The organism is Steroidobacter denitrificans, from assembly GCF_001579945.1.
GTDB lineage: Bacteria > Pseudomonadota > Gammaproteobacteria > Steroidobacterales > Steroidobacteraceae > Steroidobacter > Steroidobacter denitrificans.
Window position 1 is genome coordinate 2,109,997 of the sequence record NZ_CP011971.1, and the last position, 25,133, is coordinate 2,135,129.

20 protein-coding genes are annotated in these 25,133 nt (G+C 62.8%); 6 read left to right on the top strand and 14 right to left on the bottom strand.

Translation table 11 applies throughout. The features are described 5' to 3' along the window. Positions 1-117: 117 nt before the first annotated feature. Complete coding sequence (dapE, locus tag ACG33_RS09725) at positions 118-1,257, top strand: succinyl-diaminopimelate desuccinylase (protein WP_066920756.1); 1,140 nt, start codon at positions 118-120, stop codon at positions 1,255-1,257. 89 nt (positions 1,258-1,346) lie between these two features. Here dapE and ACG33_RS09730 read toward each other — a convergent pair whose 3' ends face one another. From ACG33_RS09730 to ACG33_RS09760, 7 genes are all read right to left on the bottom strand, one after another. After that, the gene (locus ACG33_RS09730; RefSeq protein WP_066920758.1) at positions 1,347-1,850 is read right to left on the bottom strand and encodes a disulfide bond formation protein B; all 504 of its coding nucleotides are present in this window, start codon (positions 1,848-1,850) and stop codon (positions 1,347-1,349) included. Further along, complete coding sequence (gene phoU, locus ACG33_RS09735) at positions 1,850-2,596, bottom strand: phosphate signaling complex protein PhoU (RefSeq protein ID WP_066920760.1); 747 nt, start codon at positions 2,594-2,596, stop codon at positions 1,850-1,852. Before phoU ends, ACG33_RS09730 begins: the two co-directional genes overlap by 1 nt. Positions 2,597-2,658: 62 nt before the next feature. Further along, positions 2,659-4,005 carry a phosphate regulon sensor histidine kinase PhoR gene (phoR, locus tag ACG33_RS09740; protein WP_066920762.1) on the bottom strand — a complete coding sequence of 449 codons (1,347 nt, stop codon included), beginning with the start codon at positions 4,003-4,005 and terminating at the stop codon, positions 2,659-2,661. Positions 4,006-4,008: 3 nt separating this feature from the next. Then, positions 4,009-4,704, bottom strand: coding sequence for a phosphate regulon transcriptional regulator PhoB (gene phoB / locus ACG33_RS09745; RefSeq protein WP_066920764.1), 696 nt, complete (start codon positions 4,702-4,704; stop codon positions 4,009-4,011). 138 nt (positions 4,705-4,842) lie between these two features. Then, entirely contained in the window at positions 4,843-5,511 is a 669-nt protein-coding gene (tsaB, locus tag ACG33_RS09750; protein ID WP_066920766.1) for a tRNA (adenosine(37)-N6)-threonylcarbamoyltransferase complex dimerization subunit type 1 TsaB, read from the bottom strand. 25 nt (positions 5,512-5,536) lie between these two features. Further along, positions 5,537-7,687, bottom strand: coding sequence for an ATP-dependent DNA helicase (locus tag ACG33_RS09755; protein ID WP_083536682.1), 2,151 nt, complete (start codon positions 7,685-7,687; stop codon positions 5,537-5,539). A 2-nt stretch (positions 7,688-7,689) separates the two neighbouring features. After that, entirely contained in the window at positions 7,690-8,169 is a 480-nt protein-coding gene (locus ACG33_RS09760; protein ID WP_066920768.1) for a DUF11 domain-containing protein, read from the bottom strand. 241 nt (positions 8,170-8,410) lie between these two features. On the opposite strand from ACG33_RS09760, the gene ACG33_RS09765 reads away from it, so the two are divergent. Further along, positions 8,411-10,153, top strand: a complete 1,743-nt coding sequence (locus tag ACG33_RS09765) for a phosphoenolpyruvate carboxykinase (GTP) (RefSeq protein ID WP_066920770.1) — start codon at positions 8,411-8,413, stop codon at positions 10,151-10,153. Positions 10,154-10,285: 132 nt separating this feature from the next. On the opposite strand, the gene ACG33_RS09770 is transcribed toward ACG33_RS09765, so the two are convergent. Next, the gene (locus ACG33_RS09770) at positions 10,286-11,197 is read right to left on the bottom strand and encodes an adenylate/guanylate cyclase domain-containing protein (protein WP_066920772.1); all 912 of its coding nucleotides are present in this window, start codon (positions 11,195-11,197) and stop codon (positions 10,286-10,288) included. A gap of 192 nt (positions 11,198-11,389) precedes the next feature. Beyond that, positions 11,390-12,376: a tRNA dihydrouridine(20/20a) synthase DusA gene (gene dusA, locus ACG33_RS09775; RefSeq protein WP_083536686.1), complete on the bottom strand. Its 987-nt coding sequence runs from the start codon at positions 12,374-12,376 to the stop codon at positions 11,390-11,392. 259 nt (positions 12,377-12,635) lie between these two features. Here dusA and ACG33_RS09780 point away from each other — a divergent pair, with 259 nt between their 5' ends. Continuing rightward, positions 12,636-13,544, top strand: coding sequence for a LysR family transcriptional regulator (locus tag ACG33_RS09780; RefSeq protein ID WP_066920776.1), 909 nt, complete (start codon positions 12,636-12,638; stop codon positions 13,542-13,544). A gap of 75 nt (positions 13,545-13,619) precedes the next feature. Here ACG33_RS09780 and ACG33_RS09785 read toward each other — a convergent pair whose 3' ends face one another. Further along, positions 13,620-16,034 (bottom strand): TonB-dependent receptor, encoded by a 2,415-nt coding sequence (locus ACG33_RS09785; protein ID WP_168160058.1) that lies wholly within the window; start codon positions 16,032-16,034, stop codon positions 13,620-13,622. A gap of 23 nt (positions 16,035-16,057) precedes the next feature. Between ACG33_RS09785 and ACG33_RS16350 the strand changes: the two genes are divergently transcribed. Together ACG33_RS16350 and ACG33_RS09790 are read left to right on the top strand one after the other, a co-directional pair. Continuing rightward, positions 16,058-16,300, top strand: coding sequence for a hypothetical protein (locus ACG33_RS16350; RefSeq protein ID WP_168160059.1), 243 nt, complete (start codon positions 16,058-16,060; stop codon positions 16,298-16,300). 47 nt (positions 16,301-16,347) lie between these two features. After that, entirely contained in the window at positions 16,348-16,890 is a 543-nt protein-coding gene (locus ACG33_RS09790; protein WP_066920780.1) for a nuclear transport factor 2 family protein, read from the top strand. A gap of 48 nt (positions 16,891-16,938) precedes the next feature. On the opposite strand, the gene ACG33_RS09795 is transcribed toward ACG33_RS09790, so the two are convergent. The 4 genes from ACG33_RS09795 to ACG33_RS09810 are packed head-to-tail and all read right to left on the bottom strand — an operon-like array spanning position 16,939 to position 23,509. Continuing rightward, a complete protein-coding gene (locus ACG33_RS09795; RefSeq protein WP_083536690.1) occupies positions 16,939-17,637 on the bottom strand; it encodes a TetR/AcrR family transcriptional regulator in 699 nt (232 codons plus the stop codon). Further along, positions 17,634-19,085: an efflux transporter outer membrane subunit gene (locus tag ACG33_RS09800; protein ID WP_157071737.1), complete on the bottom strand. Its 1,452-nt coding sequence runs from the start codon at positions 19,083-19,085 to the stop codon at positions 17,634-17,636. The genes ACG33_RS09795 and ACG33_RS09800 overlap by 4 nt, the downstream gene beginning before the upstream one ends. Next, positions 19,082-22,264, bottom strand: coding sequence for an efflux RND transporter permease subunit (locus ACG33_RS09805; RefSeq protein WP_066920783.1), 3,183 nt, complete (start codon positions 22,262-22,264; stop codon positions 19,082-19,084). The genes ACG33_RS09800 and ACG33_RS09805 overlap by 4 nt, the downstream gene beginning before the upstream one ends. Before the next feature lie 12 nt (positions 22,265-22,276). Next, on the bottom strand, positions 22,277-23,509 hold the full coding sequence (locus ACG33_RS09810) for an efflux RND transporter periplasmic adaptor subunit (protein ID WP_066920785.1): 1,233 nt from the start codon (positions 23,507-23,509) through the stop codon (positions 22,277-22,279). A 489-nt stretch (positions 23,510-23,998) separates the two neighbouring features. On the opposite strand from ACG33_RS09810, the gene ACG33_RS09820 reads away from it, so the two are divergent. Continuing rightward, a complete protein-coding gene (locus tag ACG33_RS09820; protein WP_066920789.1) occupies positions 23,999-25,096 on the top strand; it encodes a carboxynorspermidine decarboxylase in 1,098 nt (365 codons plus the stop codon). The last annotated feature ends 37 nt before the right edge of the window (positions 25,097-25,133 follow it).

Below are 25,133 nucleotides of genomic sequence, written 5' to 3' on the forward strand. Positions count from 1 at the left end.
CCTGGCACCGGCAGCCGCGCGGCCGCGCGGCGCACGACCGTGCCATTCTCGCGTAATATAAGCAGCCCGCTCGGAGCAATCTGATCGATCGTTCCCTCGCCCCTGGAGCCGATACCCTTGCCGACCGCCGATCCCGCGCTCGAACTCACCCAGGAACTGATCCGCCGCCCGTCCGTCAGCCCGGAGGATCATGGCTGCCTGGAAATCATTGCCGAACGGCTCCAGGTGCTGGGTTTTCGCCTCGAACGCATGCCTTTCGGCCCGGTTGCGAACCTGTGGACCATGCACGGCGAGGCGGCACCCTTGCTGTGTTTCGCCGGCCATTCGGATGTGGTGCCCAGCGGACCGCGGGAAGAATGGAAAACCGATCCCTTCGAACCGGTCGTCAAGGACGGCATATTGTACGGACGCGGCGCTGCCGACATGAAAAGCGGCCTGGCCGCCATGGTGACCGCCGCGGAACGCTTCATCCAGGCGCACCCCCGGCACAACGGCACCCTCGCCTTCCTGCTGACCAGCGACGAGGAAGGCCCGTCCGTGGACGGAACACGGCGCGTCATGTCGGTCCTCGAGGCGCGCGGACAAAAAATCGACTGGTGCGTCGTGGGTGAGCCGAGCAGCAGCGAGATTCTCGGTGACACCGTGAAGATCGGCCGCCGCGGCTCGCTATCGGGAAAACTGACGGTACATGGAGTCCAGGGCCACGTAGCCTATCCTCATCTGGCCGACAATCCCGTGCATGCCCTGGCGCCGGCACTGGCCGAACTCAGCTGCCGGACCTGGGATCGGGGCAACGAGTATTTCCAGCCCACGACCTTGCAGTTCTCGAATCTCAATGCCGGCACCGGCGCGCCGAACGTGATCCCCGGGGAGCTGCGGGCACGGTTCAATGTGCGCTTTTCGACCGAACAAACCGTCGAAAGACTACAAAACACCATCACGGAAATCCTGGATCGCCACCAAGTGAACTACACCCTGGAATGGTTCATCTCCGGACTACCCTTTTTCACTCCCCGGGGCCGGCTCTCGGAGGCGGTGGAACGCGCCGTGCGGGAGATCTCCGGCATCGAGCCGCAGCTGTCCACCACGGGCGGCACCTCGGATGGCCGCTTCATCGCACCGACCGGCGCGCAAGTCGTGGAATTAGGCGTATGCAACGCCAGTATCCACAAGGTCAACGAAAACGTACGCGTGGCCGATATCGGCACACTGTCCATGATGTATGAGCGCATCATGGAACTGCTGCTCACACCCTGAAATCCGCCGGATCCTGCGGCCGGGCCGCGCCATGCAACGAGTGCGGCGCTCGAAAGGTGCATACCGGCAAGGCCGGCAGCCGGGCGAAATCAGCGGGATGACAGGCGGCGTAAATTCAGCCACAACGCCCAGATGCCCAACCCCGCCAATGCGATCAGGACCCACCAGGGCATCGACAAGCCCAGCAGGGTCCAGTCGATCTTGCCGCATTCACCCGAACCGGTGAGCACCTTGGCGATCACTTCGGTGACCGGCATGATTTCCAGTAGATAATCCAGATCCGCGCCGCAGGCGGCCACGCTGCCCGGCGGCTGCGCCTGAATCCAGACATGGCGGCCCGCGACCAGCATACCGGCCAGCGCCGCCAGCCCCAACAGGACTCCATAGATGCGCGCACCGGCCCGCCCGGGGTTCTGCAGCGCAGCGAGCAGAAACAGCACACCGAGCACGATCACGGCCACACGCTGAAAGATGCACAGCGGACAAGGCGCCAGCCCCAGCACAAGCTCGGCATACAGTGCATAGGCCAGCAACACGACGCAGGCAAGAAAACCCAGGGCATTGCCCAGGCGGCGAAAGGATACGGCAGCCATCAGCTGGACGCCGCTTCGTCGCCGCTCTGGGTACGCGTGCGCAGGTGACGTTCCACCTCGTCCACGGACAAGTGCCGGATATCCTTGCCATGCACCATGTAGACGACGTATTCGCAGACATTCTTGGCGTGATCGCCGATACGCTCCAGTGCCCGCGCCACCCACAACACATCCAGCGCGCGCCGGATGGTGCGCGGATCCTCCATCATGAACGTGATGCACTGGCGCTGCAGCGCCTCGTATTCCTCGTCGATCAGCCGATCTTTCCTGGCCACCTGGACCGCACCTTCCGGATCCAGCCGCGCGAATGCGTCCAATGCCTCGTGCAGCATCTCACCCACCAACCGGCCTAGATTCTTGATCTCGCGATACCGGTCCGCAGGCCGTTCGACCGTTGCAAGCCGCGAACCGATGTAGCCGATCTTCTCCGCCTCGTCACCGATGCGCTCCAGGTCGGTGATCGTCTTGATCACCGCGACGATCAGGCGCAGATCGGATGCAGCCGGGTTGCGAGTCGCCAGGATACGGCTGCAGTCATCATCGATCGCCACCTCCATGGCATTGACTTGAGCGTCACCGCGCGCCACCTGTTCGCCCAGGCGGCTGTCGCCTTCCACCAGCGCGGCCACGGCCTGTTTGAGCTGCTCCTCCACGAAGCCGCCCATCTCCAGCACATTGGTGCGCACCCGCTCCAGATCATCGTTATAGCGGCTGAGGATATGATGTGACAGATCGGATTTTTCCATGATGCATCCAGTATGGCCTGACGTATGGTTGCACAGGATCGCGCGGCCAGATATCGGATCCTTCAGGAATCCTGTTTCGCGCCGCGTGTTTGCACGGGCGCCGGCAGGACGCGCTGCACGGGAAAATGGCAGGTGAAGGTGCTGCCCCGCCCCTCCTCGCTTTGCACCTCGAGCACCGCACCGTGGCGCTGCAGCGCATGCTTGACGATGGCCAGCCCCAGGCCTGAACCGCCAAGCTCACGCGAGCGGCCCGAATCCACCCGATAGAAGCGTTCGGTGAGCCGCGGAAGATGCTCTGCCGCGATACCCGCGCCGGTGTCTCGCACCGCCAGATGGCCGCCGAGTTCATCCGTCCACCAGCGCAGTTCCACCGTACCCTCCGGCGGCGTGTATTTCACCGCGTTCGACAATAGATTCGCCACCACCGAGTGAATGTCGCTTTCGGCGCCCTCGAGCCAGGCATCGCTGTCCAGCCTCAGGGTCAGCTCGCGCGGATGATGCTCCTGGGCCATCAGGTCCCGGCGCATCAGCGTCAGCATCGCAGCAATATCAACCGGCCGATCCTCGGGCCTGTTGTCGTTGGATTCCAGCTTCGAGAGCTCCAGCAGATCATCGATGATGGTCTGCATGCGGACCGCCTGGCGGCGCATTTCCATGACCGGCGGGCGCCATGCCGGATCCAGTGCTTCATCATCCGCCAGGGTGTCCAGATATCCGCTGATCACGGTCAACGGCGAACACAGTTCGTGCGAGGCGTTGGCAACGAAATCCTTGCGCATCGATGCCAGCCGATGCTCCTGAGTGACATCGCGGACGATCAGCAACTGACGCAATTTTTCATCGGTGCGCACCAGATGAAACGAAAACCAGCGCGAACGATCGCCGCCGGCTCCCTGTATGACGACGCCCTCGGCCGGCAGCCCGGTACGCAGATAGTCGACGAAATCGGGGTGCCGCACCAGGTTCTCGATCCGAAAGCCCAGATCACGCTTGCGCCGCAGCCCCAGCCAGGCGGACACACGAGGGTTGAACCAAAGAATTTCATGCTCCGGTCCCAGCAATACCGCACCCTCGGGCATGGCATGGGTCAAGCGCCGGAACTCTCGCAGCAGATCCGTGACATGCGCCTTGTGGTATTGCTTGCGCCGATCGATGCGCCCGACGATCGCCACCACCTCTGCCCATGAGCCGCGCATATCCGGCGCCGCCTCGATACGCCGATGGCTCAGCCAATATTCCACACGCAGTAGATTCACGATTTGCGCCGTCAGGTAGATTGCCAGAACCATGGCAAGCACCGCGGCAGTCCGGCCTATGATCAGGCCGATGAGCAGCGCGACGAACAATACGACGCCCAGCCGCAGGATCGTGCCCCAGCCTGCCGGGGATATCGCACCGATAAACTTCAAGGCTTACTCCATACGAGTGGAAAACCGATAGCCGGCTCCGCGCACGGTTTGAATGAAACCATCGTAATCGAAGGCTTCGAGCGCCTTGCGCAGACGACGAATATGCACATCTACGGTGCGCTCCTCGACATAGACATTGCCGCCCCAGACCCGATCCAGCAATTGAGCACGACTGTATACCCGCTCGGCATGTGTCATGAAGAATGCCAGCAGGCGATACTCGGTCGGTCCCAACGGGATCGATCGATCCCCGACACTCACCCGGTGACCCGCGGTGTCCAGCACCAGACCCTGCGCCTCGATCAGTTCCTCGCCGCCGCCCGGACTCGAACGGCGCAGCACCGCATTGATACGAGCCAGCAGTTCCCGGGGCGAAAACGGCTTGGTGACATAGTCGTCCGCGCCGCTGTCCAGACCCATGATCTTGTCCTGTTCATGCGCACGCGCCGTCAGCATGATGACCGGGATGTCCCGTGTTTCCCGGTCACGCTTGAGCAAGCGCGTCAGCTCCAGCCCGCTCATCTCCGGCAGCATCCAGTCGATCAGCACCAGGTCGGGATGCCGATCGACGATGCTGGCGCGTGCCGCGCCGACATCCGCGGCCTCACGGACTTCGAAGCCGCCGCGGCGCAGGCCAAAAACGATCATATCGCGTATGGGGCGTTCATCCTCGACCACCAGAATTTGCTTGGCTGACATTATCCTATCGAATTCAACGTGTTGGTAAATCTCGTTAGATTGCACCGCAGCATTATTGCAGTTCATGTCATGGCATTCGTGAAAATGCCTTCCGAGCCGGTACGGATATCGAATATTCATGAATGATCCAGTTCAGGATCAGCCCGGCGGCTTGGGAACGGCGACCCGATCTCGTAGATACACCGGTGCAGCCAGGTGCGCCGGCTCGCCCTGGCCGGCCCGCAGCTTCGCCACGGCAAGTCTGGCGATATCGCCGGCCAGCGGCAGCACGGCATCGTGGATGGGTGCGCCTTGGGCGAGCAGGCGCAGTTCCGGATAGACGGCGAAACCGCTGCCCGCGAACATGTCGGCGCCCGCCGCACTCACCGCGGCGGGAGAATCCACCCGCTCGGGGCCTGCCGCCTGCACCAGAGCGCTGTCATGCGGCTGCTCGAACAGGCCCCGGTAGACCTCCGACATGCGCGCATCCATGCACACCAAGATTCGCGCCCCGGGCGCCGAGACCTGCTGCGCGACCGCCGCCAGATCGGAAATACCCACCGTCGGCAAACCGGCTCCGAACGCCAGGCCCTGCGCCACGCCCACGGCGATACGCACCCCCGTGAAGGCGCCCGGTCCCCGGCCATAGGCCAGCGCATCCAGATCGCGTAGCCGCAGCCCCGCCTCCGACAGCACCGAGGCCACCATCGGCAGGATCAGATCCGCATGCCCGCGGGGCGCATCCGCACGGCGCTCGATGAGGCGATCATCCAGCTGCAACGCGACGGAACAGCGCTCGGTCGCCGTATCGATGGCGAGAATTCTCATCCGCTCTCCCGGGTTCCCATCCTCATCATCCCTGCTCCTGGCCATTCTCGTTGCCGCACTGCGAGTCGCCATTCGGCCTCAAGCCTGGCGTATCCGCCGCGATCGGCACCGCTGCGGAAGGCGGCGAGTCCACTGTATGCTGAAAAAACCGCTCGACATCTTCGAGCCGCCGCGTACGCGGCATCGGCGGCAGGCTATCCAGGAAGATTCTCCCATAGGCACGGGTGTGCAGCCGCTGATCACACAGCATGATCACACCGGCATCTCCCGTATCGCGGATCAGGCGCCCCACACCCTGCTTGAGGGTGATCACCGCCTGGGGGATCTGTTCCTCGAAGAAGGGATTGCCGCCGCGCCGTTCGATGGCCTCCAGGCGGGCCTTGAGCACCGGATCATCCGGCACCGCGAACGGCAGCTTGTCGATCACCACCAGCGACAGCGCCCCGCCCTTGACGTCCACCCCCTCCCAGAAACTGCTGGTGCCCAGCAATACGGCGTTGCCTAAATCCCGGAAGCGGGCCAGCAGGGCTTCACGCGGCGCATCTCCCTGAACCAGTATCGGGAAGCCCGGCGGCGGCGGCGTCCGGCCGCTCAGATGCTGCGCCGCCTGGCGCAGCGCACGATGACTGGTGAACAACAGGAATGCACGGCCGCCGCTGGCCCGCAGCACCGGCAGCACCGCCTGCATCAGCTGCTGGGTGTAACGCGGCGAGGATGGTTCGGGCAGGCCGCGCGGCAGGTACAGCAACGCCTGGCGCGCATAGTCGAACGGACTGCCGAAACGTACCGTGCGCGGATCCTTCATGCCGATGCGACCGATGAAATGATCGAAGCGTTCGCCCACCGCCAAAGTTGCCGAGGTACAGATCCAGGTGCCGGCCTGTGTTTCGATCAGCTCACCCAGCTGTTGCGCCACATCGACGGGCACATAGTGCAGCGAGGTGCCCTGGTGGCCGCTTTGCGCCCAGCGCACGCCGGCAGCCTGCCCGGCCAGCTCCGTCTCGTTCGCCAGCATGGCCCTCAGCCGCGTGGAGGATTCGAGGCTGCGCCGGCGCAGACTCGCCAATCCCGCATGATCGTGGGCCGCCTCGGCCAGCGCATCCGACAACTCATCCAGCAACCTCTGCAGCCGCTCCAGGGATTCGATGACGCCTGCCGGCCAATCCTTGAATTCGATACGGCTACCCGGGGATCTACCGGCTCCCATGCCGGCATGGGACGATTCGCCCGTCCCGCCTCCAGGCGCCCCCCGGCCGGATGAGACATCGCCGCGCCAGGTGCTGCCCGAAGGCCGCCGCTCTCCCAGGGCATCCTGCAGATCGGCCAGGCATCGATCCATGGTCTGCGCAAAGCTGGCCGGAATCTCGCCGCGCACCTGGCCACTGACGACCTCCGAGGCCAGATCCCGCCCCAGGGATTGCAGCTGGCGGCTGGAGACCATGAACCCAAGAAAGCCTGCGGCCACCTCCGGCAGCTGATGAGCCTCGTCGATGATGATGGCATCCGCCCCAGGCAACAGGTCGCCGAAACCCTCCTCCTTGAGCAGCAGATCGGCCATCAACAAATGATGACTCACGACCACCACATCGGCGGCCTGGGCTTCGCGGCGTGCCTGTACCAGGTGGCAGCCATCGAAAGACGGGCACTCCGGTCCCAGGCAGTTCTCCCGGGTCGAGGTCACCCAGGGCCACAGCGGATCCGCATCGCCGAGACTGCCGAATTCGGCGATATCCCCCCGACGGGTGAATTGCGCCCACTCCCGCAGCCCGGGCAAGGCCAGGGCGACCTCCCGGGGCAGTCCGCGTGCCACCGCCTGCTGTTCGGCCAGTGCCAGCCGGTGCAGGCACAGGTAGTTGGCACGCCCTTTCAACAAGGCGACATGCACCGGGCGGCCCAAAGCGCGGGTCACCACCGCCAAGTCGCGATGAAACAACTGGTCCTGCAGGTTGCGGGTACCGGTTGCGATGATTACGCGCCGTCCCGACAGCAGTGCCGGCACCAGGTAGGCGAATGTCTTGCCGGTACCCGTGCCGGCCTCGACGATGAGCCGCCCGCGCGTGCGCAGGGCGTGCTCCACCTCGATCGCCATATCGATCTGCTCGCGGCGCACGGCGAATCCGGGAATCGCGGCCGCCAGGGGGCCCTGCGCGCCGAAGATATCCGCCAGATCGACCATACTCAGTTGAAAATCGCCTGGAAACGCGCCAGCGCCACGGCCCCCGGCGCCAGCGGGTGACGCAGCTGCCAGCGGATATGGGTATAGCGCTCGGGCGGCGCGAGCCGTGTTCCGCCCTCATCCGTCACCTGCAATCCCCTGGGCACGGCGAAGCTTTGTCCGCCATCGATCGAGAACTCGACCTGTGCGCCGGGCGCCGCGGCGGAGCCGGCGACATAGGCTGTGTTGGCGGGGATCTTTTGGACCACCATCACCTCGGCGGCGTAGACTATGGAAGGGTTGCGTATCCGCAAGGTGTAATACACGACGTCACCCTGGGATAAATGGGTCGCAGGAACGAACGGACGAAATTGGCTGCCCGGTGGGCCGTCCAGTGGTGCGAGGGGATCGCGGCGCACCTCGGCCACCAGTTCGCATTCCAGTTGCACGCCCCCGGCGGCAGTACTGTCCGCAGCCTGCGCCAAGGGTATGAAAGCAGACATTAACCCACTTAGAAACAATAGCTTTGCTATCATATATAATCTATTTTCACACTAAATTTCCGACCTAGACAATGATCCAGGGCAATGTACCGTGCTGGCGCTGCAGACTGCAGCAGACGTGAGCAGGTCGTCATGACAGGCCGCCGCAGCACGGTATAATTTGATGTTTCCACTTGATCGACTTGAAGACCATGCATCCTGCCAGAACGGGTGCCGGGTATTGCTGGAGGATGCAGTTGTAATGAGTACGTCCAACGTATCGCTGAAAAATTGGGTAGATGAGGTCGCGCGGCTGACCCAGCCGGCATCGATATACTGGTGCACGGGATCGGATGCCGAGAACTCCAACCTGATCGAGGCGATGCTGGAAAGCGGCGATCTTATCAAGCTCAACCAGACCACCCACCCGAATTGTTACTTGCATCGATCCGATCCCTCGGATGTTGCCCGCGTCGAGCATCTGACTTTCGTATGCACCCGCTCGAAGGAGGATGCCGGGCCGAACAACAACTGGATGGAACCCGGCGAAGCCCACCGCAAGGTAGACGCCTTGTTCGCAGGTGCGATGCGCGGACGCACGCTGTATGTCATTCCCTACTGCATGGGGCCGATCGATTCCCCCTATTCGCGCTGCGGCGTGGAGATCACCGACAGCCCCTACGTGGTCGCAAACATGCGCATCATGACCCGTATGGGTACCGAGGCGCTGCGCCGGATCGAGCGCGAAGGTTCATTCGTGAAGGGCTTGCATTCCATCGGCGATCTGAGTCCCGAGCGCCGCTACATCATGCATTTTCCCGAAGAACTGACGATCAAAAGTATCGGCTCGGGCTATGGCGGCAACGCGCTGCTGGGCAAGAAATGCCATGCTCTGCGCATCGCCAGCTGGCAGGCGCGTGACGAGGGCTGGCTGGCAGAACACATGCTGATCATGGGCCTGCAAAACCCGGAAGGCCGCACGCATTATATCGCCGCAGCCTTCCCCTCGGCCTGCGGCAAGACGAATCTGGCCATGCTGGTGCCGCCGGCAAGCATGCCCGGCTGGAAGATCTGGACCGTGGGCGACGACATCTGCTGGATGCAGGTCGACGATGAGGGCCGGTTGCGCGCCATCAATCCGGAAGCCGGCTATTTCGGGGTTGTACCGGGCACGAACAGCAAGACGAATCACAACGCCTACGACATGATCCGGCGCGACACGATCTTCACGAACGTCGCTGTGACGGCCGACGGCCAACCCTGGTGGGAAGGCCTGGAAGAAGGCACGCCGACGACCAACTGGAAAGGTCAGCCCTACACGCCCGGCGATGGTCCTGCGGCGCATCCGAACTCCCGCTTTACGGTATCGGCAAAACGCAATCCCATCTATTCCACCCTGGCGGACGCGCCGGAAGGCGTACCCATCTCCGCAATTCTGTTCGGCGGCCGACGCCGCGAAGTCGCCCCCCTGGTGTATGAAGCGCATGACTGGGCGCACGGGGTGTTGGTCGGCGCCGGCATGGCCTCGGAAACCACCGCCGCCGCCGTAGGCCAGACAGGCGTAGTGCGTCGCGATTCGATGGCCATGAAGCCTTTTTGCGGCTACAACTTCGGTGATTACTGGCAGCATTGGCTGTCGTTCGAGCACAAGGCGAAACAACTGCCGCGCATTTTCCATGTCAACTGGTTTCGCCGCGATGCCCAGGGGCGGTTCATGTGGCCCGGCTTCGGCGAGAACCTGCGCGTCCTGCGCTGGATTACCGAGCGCTGCGAAGGCAAGGTCGGCGCACAGGAAACGGCCATCGGCCATCTGCCCCGCCGGCAGGATTTCGATCTCTACGGCCTGGATGTCGACACAGCGACTCTGGACGCGCTGTTGTCGGTCGATGCGGCCGCCTGGCGCACTGAAATGCAGGAAATCGGCACCTACCTCGATCAGTTCGGAGCGCGGGTACCTGACGCCTTGCGGGCACAACAGCGCAAGGTACTGGCGGCATTGGGCTGATACCGAAAGTGCTTCCGGCTCCGGGAGGGGTTCGCCTCCCGGAACGGTTCTTTCCCGGAACCGGTGCCAGGCACCCTTCCCCGGGAAAACACCCTTCCAAGGCTCCGCAGGGACCGGCCACAGCCGGCCGGCTCATTCTTCGCAGATGTATCGCAAGATCAGGGACGAGCCGCTCTCGGGCGCGCGGCCGAAACCGATCAGACCCTCTCCCTTCAACTGCGCCGTGTCGCGGCGGACGAAGGACTCTTCCCCCTCATGCGTCGTCACAAAAGTGCCGTTGGTACTCTGGTCGACAAGCACGAACTTGTTGCGGTTCAGCTCGATACGCGCATGCAGACGCGAGATCAGATTGCCCTTCACGACCACATCGTTTTCCTCGGCACGTCCGATCGCCAGCGTGGGGTTGGCGTCATCCACCAGCACTTCGCGTCCCTGGAAGCGTATCCTCAACCGGCGGGGCCGCTGCCTCTCGCGCGCGACGCCCGAGCCCAGGGCGATTGCCGGCAGCATGCTCGTGGCATCTTCCTTCTGCCACAATACCTCGAACAATTCGTCCTCATTGCTCTTGCCTTTGAGTGTGGCCACGTCGATCTGGCGCACCGCGGACCTCCACTCCGGCGCCAGACGCTGCACCACTGCGCTGGTCACCATGATCTGCCCGGCCTTCGCCTGGCTGGTCATCCGATTCGCCGTATGCACGGCGGCACCGAAGATATCGCGGTTCTCCAGCACCACCGGGCCGAAATGCCCGCCGATGCGGATCGCCACGGCCTGACCTTCGACCTTGAGCTCGCTGCGGGAGTTGATGTCGTGCTGCATCCTGCTGGCGGCGTTCAGCGCATCGTTGGCGGTTGGAAACGTCGCCATGATCTCATCGCCGATCGTCTTGATGACCGTGCCGTGATTCTGCTCGGTCGCCGAGCGCATGATCTCGACGCAGGTCAGCACCATGTCACGGGCGAGCAGATCGCCCATGACTTCATAGATACGAGTGCTGCCGACCACGTCGGCAAACAAAATGGCCAGTTCTATGTCTTTGCCCATGTGCCCTTATGCGCTCGCCGCCATCCTGGTCCGCCGATGCGGGAGGAACCGCGCGAGGATATTATATACACACCGGACGCTACATAATGCCGCAGCGCTCCCGGTCAACGGAGTCTTTTGCGCCACCTTGGCATACACCCCAATTCCGCCCGACATGACCGGCACCGGCCTTGCTGCGGTCTGCCTCCGCCCTTATGCCGCCGCCCGCACGATACGCAAAGAATCGACCAGCACATCCGTGTCGGCTGCCGGGCGGGCTGCCTGCTCGACCAGAAAACGGCGCCAGGAACGCGCCCGCGGCAGGCCCGCATACAAGCCCTGGATATGGCGGATCATGCCGCTCAGGCGATGGCCCTCTTTCAGTCGCGCTTGCACATAGGGCACGAACTGCTCGATCACCTGCTCCCGCGAGGGCGCCGTCCATTGCGGATCACAGACCGCCTGGTGCAATTGCGCCATGAGGTAGGGATTCTGATAGGCCTCGCGTCCGATCATCACGCCATCGAATACCCGCAGGTGCTCGCGCACCGCCTGAAGCGTACGCACGCCGCCGTTGAGGATCAGCGTCAGCGCAGGAAAGTCCGCGCGCAGACGCTCGACCACGTCGTACTGCAACGGGGGAATCTCGCGATTCTGCTTCGGACTCAGGCCTCCGAGCACCGCCCGGCGCGCATGAACCACAAAAACATCGCAGCCGCTCTGCGCGACACGGTGTATGAACCGCGTAAGGAAACCGTACTCATCGGCGGCATCCGCAGGCATCGGATCGATGCCGGTACGGCACTTCACCGTGACCGGAATGTCCACGGCCTCGCGCATCGCCTGGATACAATCCGCGACCAGCGCCGGCTGGCTCATGAGACAGGCGCCGAAACGGCCGCTGCGCACCCGGTCGCTCGGGCAGCCGCAATTCAGGTTGATCTCATCATAGCCGAACTGCTCGCCGATGCGCGCCGCCTGCGCCAGTTCGCGCGCATCGCAGCCGCCCAATTGCAGTGCGAGCGGATGTTCGGCCGGATCGAACGCCAGCAGGCGCTGCGCATCGCCACGCACGATGGCTGCTGCCGTGATCATTTCCGAGTACAGCAAGGCCCCGGGAGTGAGCAACCGTAAAAAATATCTGCAGTGACTGTCCGTATACGCCAGCATGGGCGCGACGCTTATCTTCGGTCGTGCCATGGGGCATGTTGACTTCCCTATCGATTTTCCTGCATCGATCCAGGAGGCCGCGAGTTTCACCGGTATTTGCATGCTGTCATCCACGACGACATTATAGCGATTAACCGTGCTACCGGCCTTCCACAGGAGTCGTTTTCCAGCCGCAGCGGCGCTGGAATTCGCCAGCCGAACAATTCGCTTCCCGGTCCAGGCATGCCGCCTGGCTGAAAACCGCCGGTGAGTTGCACCACCGTACAATCAGCCGCTACCATCGCCTGACATGTTCCACTGGGATGATGTTCGTTATTTTCTAGCACTCTATCGTGCAGGAACCGTTTCCGGCGCTTCCAAGCGGCTATCCGTCAACTATACGACGATCATGAGGCGGATCCGTGTGCTGGAAGCCTTCGTCGGCGCACCGCTGTTCAAGAAACAGGCTTCGCATTACTCGCTGACGGGTAAGGGGCAGGAACTCCTGTCGACGTTCGAAGAAATCGAAAGATCGTTCACGCGGCTTGAACAACATGCGATCCAGCCCTGCACATCGCTACGCGGCGTAGTGCGGATCTCGCTGTCGGAATCCATGTTGAGGCTGATCGCCCTGCAGCTGGCCGGATTTCAGCAGCTGCATCCGGAAATCGTCTGGCAACTCGACATGACCAACGATTTCGTGGACGTCAACAAGGGTCTCGCCGATCTTCACATATTTCCGCGCTTTGCTCCGTTTGAAAACATCGACCGCTTCGAGCGTATCTCGCTCGGCCGCTACCGCGTCCGACCCTACATTCATCGCAACTATCCCGGCCGCCGCAGCAAACCGCTTTATGCGCACGATGTGGACTGGATCGCCTGGGATACATCGCAGATCACCGATGAATTGTCGCGGCGGCCTTCTTCCTCACTCGACGTCGGCCTGAAGATCGTCGCCATGGCATCTTCCGGCACGGTCACGCTGCAGTTGGCCCGTGCCGGCCTGGGCGCCGCTCTGGCGTGGGACTTTCTCGCCGGTGACGATCCAGAATTGGTGTCACTCGATCTTCCGGAACTCACCCGCAGCGTGGAGATCTGTCTCTACGCGCTTCCCGAGACGCTGCGTCGAGCCGCAGTCCGCGCCTTTGCGGACTACCTGACCAACGAACTCGCCACAAGGAATTCACCGGGACATCCAACCGCCGCCAGCGGCAGCTGAGGACATTCGTGCGGCCGCCTATCAGGTCCATACCGCAGCGTTCGATGCCGCAGCGGCTCGACAACAAGGCGACGCTCAGAACTGGTATCCCGCCTCGATACCGAAGGTGCGTTCGGGGCCGAAGGTGCTGATAGCCCAGCCCATGGTGCCGAAGTCGATGCTCCATTCGCGCACCTTCTTGTTTGCCAGGTTGCGGCTCCAGAGCGCAACGAGCAGATTGCCTTTTTGCAGCGGAATATCACGCAACGTCAGGCGCGCATCGATCAGGGTATGCGCCGGCGTCGCGGTGTACAAATAAAGCAACGGATCGAAGTCCCGGTGGCTGGCGTAAGTGGCCCCCGCCCACAATGCCCAGGTACCGTAGCTGGTCAGAGGAAATGTGTACTCGGCGCTTGCCGCCCCGGTATGCTCCGGCGCGTGCACCAGCGTCGATGCGCTGGCGGAAACATCGGCGGTGACGCCGGTACCGAGCCCGGTCACCGGATCGGAAATCGCAGTGATGTATTCATCGTACTTGACATCGAGGTAGCCGTAGCTCAACCGCAGTTCCAAGCCTTCGACAGGCAGCACTGTGAAGTCCATCTCCACTCCTCGTGCGCTGCTCTTGCCGGCGTTGACGAAGCGCTGCGATGAGCCGCCGGTACCGGCCTCGAACTGCTTCACTTGACGATCCTTGTAGTCCATGTCGAACAGCGCCACATTGAAGCGGGCGCGGCGATCCCAGAATTCGGACTTCAAGCCAAGTTCATACGCCACCACCGTTTCGGCATCGACCGGAGACAGGAACGAGGCCACGGTCGTCGCGCGGGCATTGAAGCCGCCCGAGCGATAGGCGCTCGAAACCTTGAAATAAGTATTGAGGCCATCCCTGATCTTCCAGGACAGATTGCCGCTCGGACTGAAGTCGCTCCAGGATTTGCTGCCTGCCACCGTCTCTTGTATGCCGCCGAACAGGGTGGTCAGGGTCGCGGACCTGCGGTCCCTCGACCAGCGGCCACCGAGCGTGAAATCGACGGCATCATTGATCCCCCAGGTCGCCTGCCCGTAAAGCGCATAGGCTTCATTGTCGACCGCATAACGAAACACCGGATTGCCCAGACGTACGCTCTTGCCCAGACACGGCGTCGCCGAGACGAAATCCGCACACAGGAATCCCTGGGTTGCGGGCGGCTGACTGCCGAAGGCGAACTGTGCGGGCAGCACGTACGCCGTCGGATTGAATTCCTTGCCGTCCTCGCTGAAGTAGTAGGCTCCGAGGGTATACGTCAGCCGATCTTCGAAGGCCGAGCCCAACAACTGCAGTTCCTGGCTCCACTGATCCTGATCGTCCCGGCGCGTGGAGTAGAAGCTCGAAACCCACTCTCCGGCCGGGATGTAGGTTCCGGTCGAGCCATTGAGCACGGTATCGGCCTCGGCGACGACATCACCGAAACTGCTGCCCCGCTCGTTTTCTTTCCAGGCCCGGTATGAACTGATCGATTTCACGGACAGGTCGGCTGTCGGGCGCCATTCCAGAGTCAGCGCATGGCCATAGACATGAGACGAATTTTCATCATCGCTGTCCTGGATCAGGGGCAGCCTTTGCATGCGCCGCGGCGATGAGACGGCTGCAAGCTGCTCATAGAAACGGCCGCCGAGGTTGATCTGCAGCGGCCGCACATGCACCAGCTGCGCGAATGCGTTGTTCGCCTGACGCTGCGACCAGTCGAATGCATAGTCGGCCGTGAAGCGCTCACCCGGCGTCCAGCGTAGAGCAAGGCGTGCAGCATCGGATTTGAAACCGCCGAGATCCTTGCCGCTGTACAGACTGTCTACATAACCGTCACGCTGCGTGTGGTTGTACGACAGCGAGGCGGCCAGCTGTTCAGACAGCGGCAGATTCACCCGGGTCGTGCTGCGAAGGAAATCCTCACTGCCGTAAGTCAAGGTTTGCGCAAACGCCAGTTCGTCACCCGGCCGGCGCGTCACCAGATTGATTGTACCGCCCGTCGAGTTGCGCCCATAAAGAGTGCCCTGGGGGCCGCGCAGCACCTCGATCCGCTCGAGATCGACAATATCGAACACCGCGCCGGTATGCCGGCCGATATATACGCCGTCGAGATAGATGCCGACCGCGGGATCCATGGCGAGCTGGGTATCCGTCGCCGAGACGCCCCGGATGCCGATGCCGATGTTCGACTGCGATCCGGCGACCGAATTGATGCGAACATTCGGTATCTGATCAGAGATGTTGCGGATCTCGAATGCGCCTATCGCCTTGATCTGATCGACTCCCATGACAGCGAGCGAGATCGGCGTATCCTGCAAGGCCGTCTCGCGCCGTTCGGCGGTAACGACGATCTCCTCGAGCACCGCCGAGCCGGCCGAACCGGCTGGAATCGAGGTCTGCGCCTGCGCCGCCATGCTAGTGGCAGCCAGCGCCAGCGCAAGCAGTGACCTTAGAAGCTCCGGACTCGTGTTGCAACTGGCGCTTGGGCGATCGTTGATCATTACGTCAGCTCCTCGGTAACCCCATGGAAAACGGCATCGCGGAGATGCTCTATCGTCGCCGAAATCAGCATCGGCGCCTGACCCGCGGCATGGAAAGGCTATGCCGGGCATATTGCCGCGCCAGCCCCTTTACCGTGTTCTACCGGCAGCTAAGCTTAAGCAGCCGCCACAAGGTCGAAAACAGGAATTTTTGCAGAAATTCACTGCAGAATTGCTTGATGGACTGCATTCCATCCGCGGCGCTTCTGCCTCATTCTGATGAGTGAACGGACCTGGTCCGATGGCACGACGATGATTCGAAGCGCTCCTGGCGATGAATAGCAGATATCTGTGGGCAATCACGGCGGTGCTCTGCGCCGTCATAGGCTATGCGGCCGCCGGCGTCGATCGGGAGAGCGTAGAGGAGCGGCTACGCTCGGAAGCCGAGATAGGACGGCTAGCCGTCAACTATGCCTGGGCCGTCGACGAGAAAAAGATCGATGCCATGATGGCGCTATTCGCCGAGAACGCCGTGTACGATCTGTCCGCCTACGGACATGCGAGCGTAGCCGGACGAGCGGCCATCAGGGAGCTTTTCCTGCAGTCGGTCTTTCGTGCGGAACAATGCTCCTTCAGCAGTATTTCGAACCTCAGAACCGATATCCAAGGAACGCGGGCGAGCGGCGCCGACTACTTTGTGCACCTCGGCTACAACAATCCGAACCACGGCGCCAACACCCGGCACTATGTGGAAGGCCGGCACTATTACGACTTCGTCAAAGAAAAAGGCGAATGGAAAATCTCGCGCATGCAGGGTCAGCCAACGTTCGAGAGGATCGAAAGTTTCCCTCCTGCCGCCATGAAACACTGTCCGTAGCAGCCGCGCGGGATGCAGGCGGTTACGGCCGACGCAGACCGCGGGTCGTTACGGCCGGCGCGAGCTGCCGCGACAGCGGCGTGTCAGCGGCGCGGTCTTCGATACGGTGCCGGCAGGAACGAGCGGTCCCTCCTCGGGCTCCAGCAGCGCCGGCAGGATGAGGTGCAGCGCATCCTTGAGCAAGGCCTGATCGATCTGGGGCTCGCGGATGAGCCGCATCTTGATGCCCTCGAGCAGGCAGGTAAACAACAATACCCGCGTCGGCAAGGTGCTCTTCGGCAAACCGTACCCGCCCTGCGCCGGGCTGCCGCTCAGCCAGTTGCCGATTTCCACGCCCAACACGGTATCGAATTCGGCGAGCGCGGCGGCGGTCTGCGGATCGCGCGTGGCCTGCGCGGATATCTCCAGGAACAATGTGGTGCCCATCGAATCCTCATCGACGGATTTGCGCTCGGCCAAAGACTCGACGATGCTCTCGGCCAGGTCGCCGGAGGGAACATGGACCTGAGCTAGTTCACGGCGAATCACTTCGAGCTGGCGCTCGATGATCGCCTGGATGATCTCGCTCTTGCTCTTGAAATACCGATAGATGAGCCCAGCGCTCATTTCCGCGGTATCGGCAATCATCGCCATGCTGGCGGCGTGAAACCCATGCTCGGTGAAACACTTCTGCGCAGCGGTAAGAATCCGGCGGCGCTGTGCTTCAGCCCTGGCGTCGATTCTGGACGTCTGCGAGTGCGACGTCATATGCTGTTCTCGTTCCACCCGCCTCCCAGCACCTTGTACAGAACGACCCGATTGGATTGCTCGGCGAGCTGAGTGGCGATGAGCGACTGCTGGGCGGCGTACAGGGTGCGCTGCGCATCCAGGAGCACCAGGTAGCTGTCGCTGCCCGCCTCATAGCGTGCCCGCGACAGCTCCTCGCCGCGCGTCGCAGCAGCCACCAGCGCTTCCTGGGATGCCTTCTGCTCGGCCAGCGTCCGGGTCAATGCGAGCGCATCAGCCACTTCGCGAAAACCAGCCTGAATCGACCTTTCGTACTGAGCCAGCGCGATGTCGCGATCCACCCTCGCCACGCCAAGACTGCCGCGCAGACGGCCGCCCTGGAATATCGGCAGATTGACCTGCGGTGAGAAGCTCCAGAATTTCGTGCCGTCGTCGAAAAGATCCGACAGCTCGTCGCTGGCATGGCCGACGGCACCGGTCAGCCTGATCGAGGGAAAGAACGCGGCGCGAGCGGCGCCGATGCTGGCGTTGGCCGAGCGCAGCAGGTATTCGGCCTGCAGCACATCGGGACGGCGCAACAACACCTCCGACGGCAGGTTGGCCGGCAACGGACTCAGTCCGCTGACCTGCAGTTCGAATCGGGTCGGCAGCGACGCCGCTTCGATCGGGGCGCCGACGAGCAGGCTGAGCGCATTGATGTCCTGCGCCACGAAGCCGGCATAGCGCGACAAGTCGGTGCGTGCGGTCTCCACCGAAGTCTGCGCCTGGCTCAGATCCAGCGCCGATACCGCCCCCAATTCGTAACGCTTCTCCGTCAAGCTCAGCGCCTGCTGGCGGTTGATCAACGCTTCACGAGCGACACGCTGCAATTCCTGGTCGGCGATCAAGGTCAGATAGGCGTTGGCGATCTCCGCCACCAGGCTGAGCTGCGCGCTGCGGCGCGCTTCCTCTTGGGCAAAGTATTGCTGCAGCGCCGCTTGACTGAGGTTGCGCACACGGCCGAACAGATCGAGTTCGAAATCGACGATCCCGACGCTCGCGGTAAACTCGTTGCTGGGTGAACGATCGTCCCCGCCGATGCGTGTCATCGTCCCATTGATGCCTACCGACGGCAGCCGGTCGGCACGTTGGATCCGGTAGCGTGCGCGGGCGCGCTCGACATTGAGCACTGCTGTGCGCAGATCCCGGTTGTTCTCGAGGGCCCGCGCAATCAGTTCCTCGAGCCTGGCATCGACGAAGAAATCTCGCCAGCCGATGTCCGCGGCATAAACCTGAGTGAAATCCTGCGTCTGGACGGCTCCCGGCGTCGCCGCCATCGCCGTGGTCGGCGGCAACGGCCATTGTGCCGGGATCGCTGCATCGGCCTCGGGCAGTTTGGGTTCAAGGATACCGCAGCCCGCGACAGCCAGGCTCGCCAGCATGGCGAGCATCGGCACGGGAGCACGCTTGATCGTCAGCAAGTCACTCATGGGGTGTTGCCTCCTCCAGCCGGCGAACCTGCCGGGGCGGCACTCGCACCGGCCGATACGGCCGTGTGACGCCCGCCGAACAGACGCTGCACGACCACGAAAAACAAGGGGACAAAAAACATGCCCAGCAAGGTGCCGACGATCATGCCGCCCAGCACACCTGTACCGATCGCGCGCTGCGCGCCGGAACCCGCGCCGCTGGCGATCGCCAGCGGCAACACGCCGAGGCCGAAGGCCAGCGAAGTCATGATGATCGGGCGCAGACGGATGCGGACCGCCTGCATGGTTGCCTCGATCAACCGCATGCCGCCTTCCAGATTGGCCTTGGCGAATTCGACGATCAGGATGGCGTTCTTGCTGGTCAGGCCGACCGTCGTGAGCATCGCCACCTGAAAGTAGACGTCGCGCTCCATGCCGCGCAAGGTATTGGCCAGCACCGCGCCGAGGATGCCCAGCGGCGCTACCAGCAGCACCGCGGAGGGCACCGTCCAGCTCTCGTACAGCGCCGCCAGACACAGGAACACGACCAGCAGCGACAAGGTATACAACAGCGGTGCCTGCGCGCCCGAGCGGCGTTCCTGATACGACACGGCAGTCCACTCGATACCGAAACCCGCCGGCAGATCGGCCACCAGCCGCTCGATCTCCGCCATGGCGTCACCCGAGGCGACGCCGGGTCTGCCCTCACCCTGAATCTCCATCGCCGGCACACCGTTGTAGCGTTCCAGCCGCGGCGAGCCGTACTCCCAGCGATAGGTGGCAAATGCCGGAAAGGGCACCATTTCGCCCTCGTCGTTTCGTACCGACCACAAGTTGAAGTCCTCGGGGACCATGCGGTAGGGGGCATCGGCCTGCAGATAGACGCGTTTCACGCGGCCGCGATCGATGAAATCATCGACGTATTGGCCGCCCCAGGCCGCCGCCAGCGTCGTATTGACGTCGGCGATCGACAACCCCAGCGCACTGGCCTTCGCCTTGTCGACTTCGATCCGCAACTGCGGCGCGTCCCCCTGCCCGTTCGGGCGCACATTGACGATCAGCTTGCTGCGGGCCGCGGCGCCCAGCAGCTGGTTGCGCGCGCTCAGGAGTGCCTCATGACCGAGGCCGGCATTGTCCTGCAGGAAAAAGTTGAATCCTTGGGCGGTGCCGAGTTCCGGCATAGCCGGCACATTGAACGCAAAGGCGAGCGCATCCTGGATCCCGCCCAGGGCCCGCTGGGCTCGTTCGACCACGGCATCGATGCCGAGTTCTTTCGAGGTGCGCTCGCTCCAGTCTTTCAGGTCGATGAAGGCCATGCCGTTGTTCTGCCCCATGCCGGCGAAGCTGAAGCCCTGGATCGCGAACATGGATTTGACGGCATCCTTCTCGTTCTCCAGGTAGTGCTGCTCGATCTTCTTGATCGATTCCATCGTGCGCTCCTGGGTGGCGCCGACCGGCGCCTGTAGCATCGTCATGAATACGCCCTGATCCTCCAGCGGCAGGAACCCGCCGGGCAGGCGCATGAACAGAAGACCGGCCACGACGGCCAATGCGCCAAACACGGTCATGAAGCGCGCTGGCCGGCCGAGGATGCCATGCACGCCGCGCTGATACCTGCCGCTGGCATCGTCGAAGGTACGGCTGAACCAACCGAAGAACGTCCCGAGGAGACCTTTCTCGTCATAGTGTCCGACGCTGTTCGAAGGCTTGAGCAGGGTGGCGCACAATGCCGGCGTCAGCACGATCGCCACCAGCACCGACAAGGCCATCGCAGTCACGATCGTGGCCGAGAACTGCCGGTAGATGATGCCGGTGGAACCGCTCATGAACGCCATCGGTACGAATACCGCCGACAGCACCAGACCGATGCCGACCAGCGCCCCGGTGATTTGATCCATCGACTTGCGGGTCGCCTCCAGCGGCGAGAGCCCCTCCTCGCTCATGATTCGTTCGACGTTCTCGACCACGACGATCGCATCGTCGACCAGCAGGCCGATAGCCAGCACCATGGCGAACATGGTCAACATGTTGATCGAGAAGCCGAGTACGGCCAGTACGCCGAAGGTTCCCAGCAGAACCACCGGCACCGCGATCGTCGGGATCAGGGTGGCGCGAAAATTCTGCAGGAACAGGTACATGACCAGGAACACCAGCACGATCGCTTCTATCAGCGTCTCGACCACGTTCTTGATCGACACCTTGATGAAGGGCGTCGTATCGAACGGCACGATCGCTTTCAACCCGGGCGGGAAGTAAGGAACCAGTTCATCGAGAGCGGCGCGCACATTGGCGGCCGTCTCCAGCGCGTTGGCGCCGCTCGCCATGGCGACACCGATACCGCTGGCGGGCTGGCCGTTGAAGCGGCTCAAAATATCGTAGGTTTCGGCGCCGAGTTCGACTCTGGCGACATCGCCGAGCTTGAGCACCGAGCCGTCGCGGTTGCTGCGCAAGATGATGTCGCGGAACTGTTCGGGCGTATGCAGGCGATCCTGCGCATTGATCGTGGCGTTGAGTTGCTGTCCCGCGGCTGCCGGCGTACCGCCGAGCTGACCGACAGCGACCTGCGCATTCTGGCTGCGCAGCGCGGCAATCACGTCGGTGATCCCGAGCCGATAGGTATTGAGCTTGTTCGGATCCAGCCAGATGCGCATGGCGTAGCTCGAACCGAATACATGCAGATTACCGACGCCGGGAACACGACTGAGCGGATCGACCAGATAGGTGGCGGCATAATCGGCGATATCGCTGCGCATCATGTCGCCGTCTTCGGAAACGAAGGCCAGCACTATCAGGAAGCCCGATCTGGTCTTGGTGACACTGATGCCCTGGCGCTGCACTTCCTGCGGCATCAGCGGCATCGCCAGCTGCAGCTTGTTCTGCACCTGCACCTGTGCAATATCCGGATCGGTGTCGTTCTCGAATGTCAGCCTGATCGTGGCCTGGCCATTGGCAGCGCTGTTCGAGGAGAAGTACATGAGGCCGTCCAGGCCCTTCATATTCTGCTCGATGATCTGGGTCACGGAGTCTTCGACGACTTTGGCCGAGGCACCGGGATACAGCGCATGGATCTCGATCGAGGGCGGCGCGATGGTGGGATACATCGACACCGGCAGGGTAAAGACCGCCAGCGCGCCGGCCAGCATGATGACGATCGCGATGACCCAGGCGAAGATCGGGCGATCGATGAAGAAGCGTGCCATGGGGACTCCGGATCAGCGTCGAGGGGCCGCTGCGACGATCGTCGGGTCGATCCGGGATCCGCCGGCGTTCAGCGCCCTGGGCGTATCCTCCGGCATCTCCATTTCGGTGGCCTGCACGAGTGCGCCCGCCTGAACCTTCTGCAGGCCCGCGACGATCACCCTGTCCCCGGCCAGCAGACCACCCTCCACCAGCCACTGATCGGCGATCGCGCGGCTGACCTGCACCGATCGCACCTGGACCGTGTTGTCCTCGCCGACCACCATGGCCGTGGTGTTGCCGCGCGGATCGCGCGCCACGGCTCGCTGCGGCACCAGCAGTGCGTTCTGACGCACGCCATGACCGATGATGGCACGTACATACATGCCCGGAAGCAACACATGGTCCGGGTTGGGCACCACGACCCGCAGTGCAAAACTTCCGGTCGAAGGATCGACCGTAACCTCGGAAAATGCCAGCTTGCCGTCATGTGCGTAGCGCTCTCCATCCTCCAGCAGGATCGTCACCGGAAGATTCTCGGTACTTTCCAGCCGGCCGGTATCCAGCGCCTTGCGCAGTGCCAGCAGTTCGGCGCTGGACTGGGTCACATCGACATAGATCGGATCGAGTTGCTGAACGGTGGCCAGGGGAACGGTCTGATTGGCGGTCACCAGCGCACCTGCGGTGACGGATGAGCGGCCGATACGACCGCTGATGGGCGAGTCGATCCGCCCGTAGCCGACCAGGATCTCGGCGCTGCGCACCGCCGCCTTGGCAACCTCGACATCGGCCTCGGCCTGGCGCAATGCCGCGATCGCATTCTCCTCGTCCTGCTGGCTCACGGCATCGATCTTGGCCAGCTCCTGTGAGCGCGTGGCCGTGAGGTGTGCAGACTTCAGCGTCGCCTCGGCACGGGCAAGCGATGCCTTCGCCCTGGCCAGATCGGCACGGTAAGTGGCGTCATCGATCTGGTACAGCCCCTGACCCGCCTTGACCCGGCCGCCTTCCGTGAACAGGCGCTGCTGCACGATGCCGGTGACCTGGGGACGCACCTCGGCCACCAGGAAGGGATGGGTTCGCCCCGGCAGTTCACGGGTCAGCGTAACCGAGGCCGGCTGTAGCGTCACCACCGTGACGGGGATGGCGGCGGGCGTCCGGGCATCCGGCGCCTGCCGGCCGCAGGCGCCCAATACGGCAAGCGCGACGCCGCTCGAAAGGACGAAGACTGTGCGGCGCAGGAAAAGGCGCCAGGACGTTGAACGTGACATGGGGGTCTCGGAGCTATGGACAGGGACAGAGGGCATCGGAATTCGATGAATTGCGCGAACTCAAACTGCCGCCGATGCAAAGAATGAACGATCATTCTCCCTTCTGTCAATCGGCTGTCGGTGAATATTCGCCGGATCTTGGTTCAAGCAGGGCTTTCGGCACCGCCGGATGCGAATACAGTGATCGGCTTCACACTGAAAGGCCGCCGGCCGGGATCGGGCCGGAGCCGCGGCGGGGCCGGCTCGAGACCCGTCATACCGGGAAGACGTGTGCTTGTATTTGCATCGAATACCCCCAGATTGTAACCTTCGCGCCCCCGAAGGGCCGCGGATTCCGTGGAGTCGACCGAACTCACCACAGCGTGAGTTTTCTGGGCCTTTCATTCAGGGCCCGCAAGAGCCGCGGTACGCATGATGTACCGGGCACGGTTTCACCCAGATCCCCAGCCGAATCCTGGTGGATCGCGTAAGAGATCCTCCGGCGCCGAAATGATTCAGACCCCGTATTACCTCATCGACAAGCAGGAGCTGCTGCGCAATATGCGCATCCTGCAGCTCGTGCGCGAGCGTTCCGGCGCGAAGCTGCTGCTGGCCCTGAAATGCTTTGCGGCCTGGTCGGTGTTCGATCTCATGCGCCGGCACATGGACGGCACCACCTCTTCTTCATTGTATGAAGTCAGGCTGGGCCGCGAGAAATTCGGCGGCGAGACGCATGCCTACAGCGTGGCCTATGCGGATCATGAAATCGACGAAGTGATCTCGTACGCCGACAAGATCATTTTCAATTCCATCGGCCAGCTGGAGCGTTATATGGATCGCACCGGCGAGCTGCCGCGCGGTCTGCGCCTGAATCCCGGCATGAGCAGCTCCAGCTTCGATCTCGCCGATCCCGCGCGCCCCTACAGCCGTCTGGGGGAGTGGGATATCGCCAAGGTCGAACCGTATTGCGAACGGATTTCCGGCTTCATGATCCACAACAATTGCGAAAACCGCAGTTTCGAGCTGTTCGATGACATGCTCGGCCGGATCGAGGCGCGCTTCGGCGCCTTGTTCGAGCGCGTCGAGTGGGTCAGCCTGGGCGGCGGCATACATTTCACCGGCGCGGATTACCCGCTGGAAGCATTCTGCGAGCGGCTCAGGATGTTTGCACAACGCTATGGCGTACAGGTCTATCTCGAACCCGGCGAGGCGGCCATCACGCGCAGCACGACCTTGGAAGTGAGTGTGCTGGACACTTTGTACAACGGCAAGCACCTGGCGATCGTCGACAGTTCGGTCGAGGCGCATATGCTCGATCTGCTCATCTATCGGGAACGCGCCAGAATCGAGTCCGATACCGGTGCGCACACCTATATGGTCTGTGGAAAATCCTGCCTGGCGGGAGACATCTTCGGCGAGTTCCGCTTCGAGAATGCGCTGCAGGTGGGTGACCGGCTGTCCATCCAGGACGCTGCCGGTTACACGATGGTAAAAAAGAACTGGTTCAACGGCGTTCGCATGCCGGCGATCGTAGTTCGCGAACTCGATGGCACCCTCGAGGTACAGCGGGAATTCTCGTTCGAGGATTACGCGGCCAGCCTTTCCTGAAGACTGGCCGGCTTTCGTCAACTCCCAAAGGAGGTTC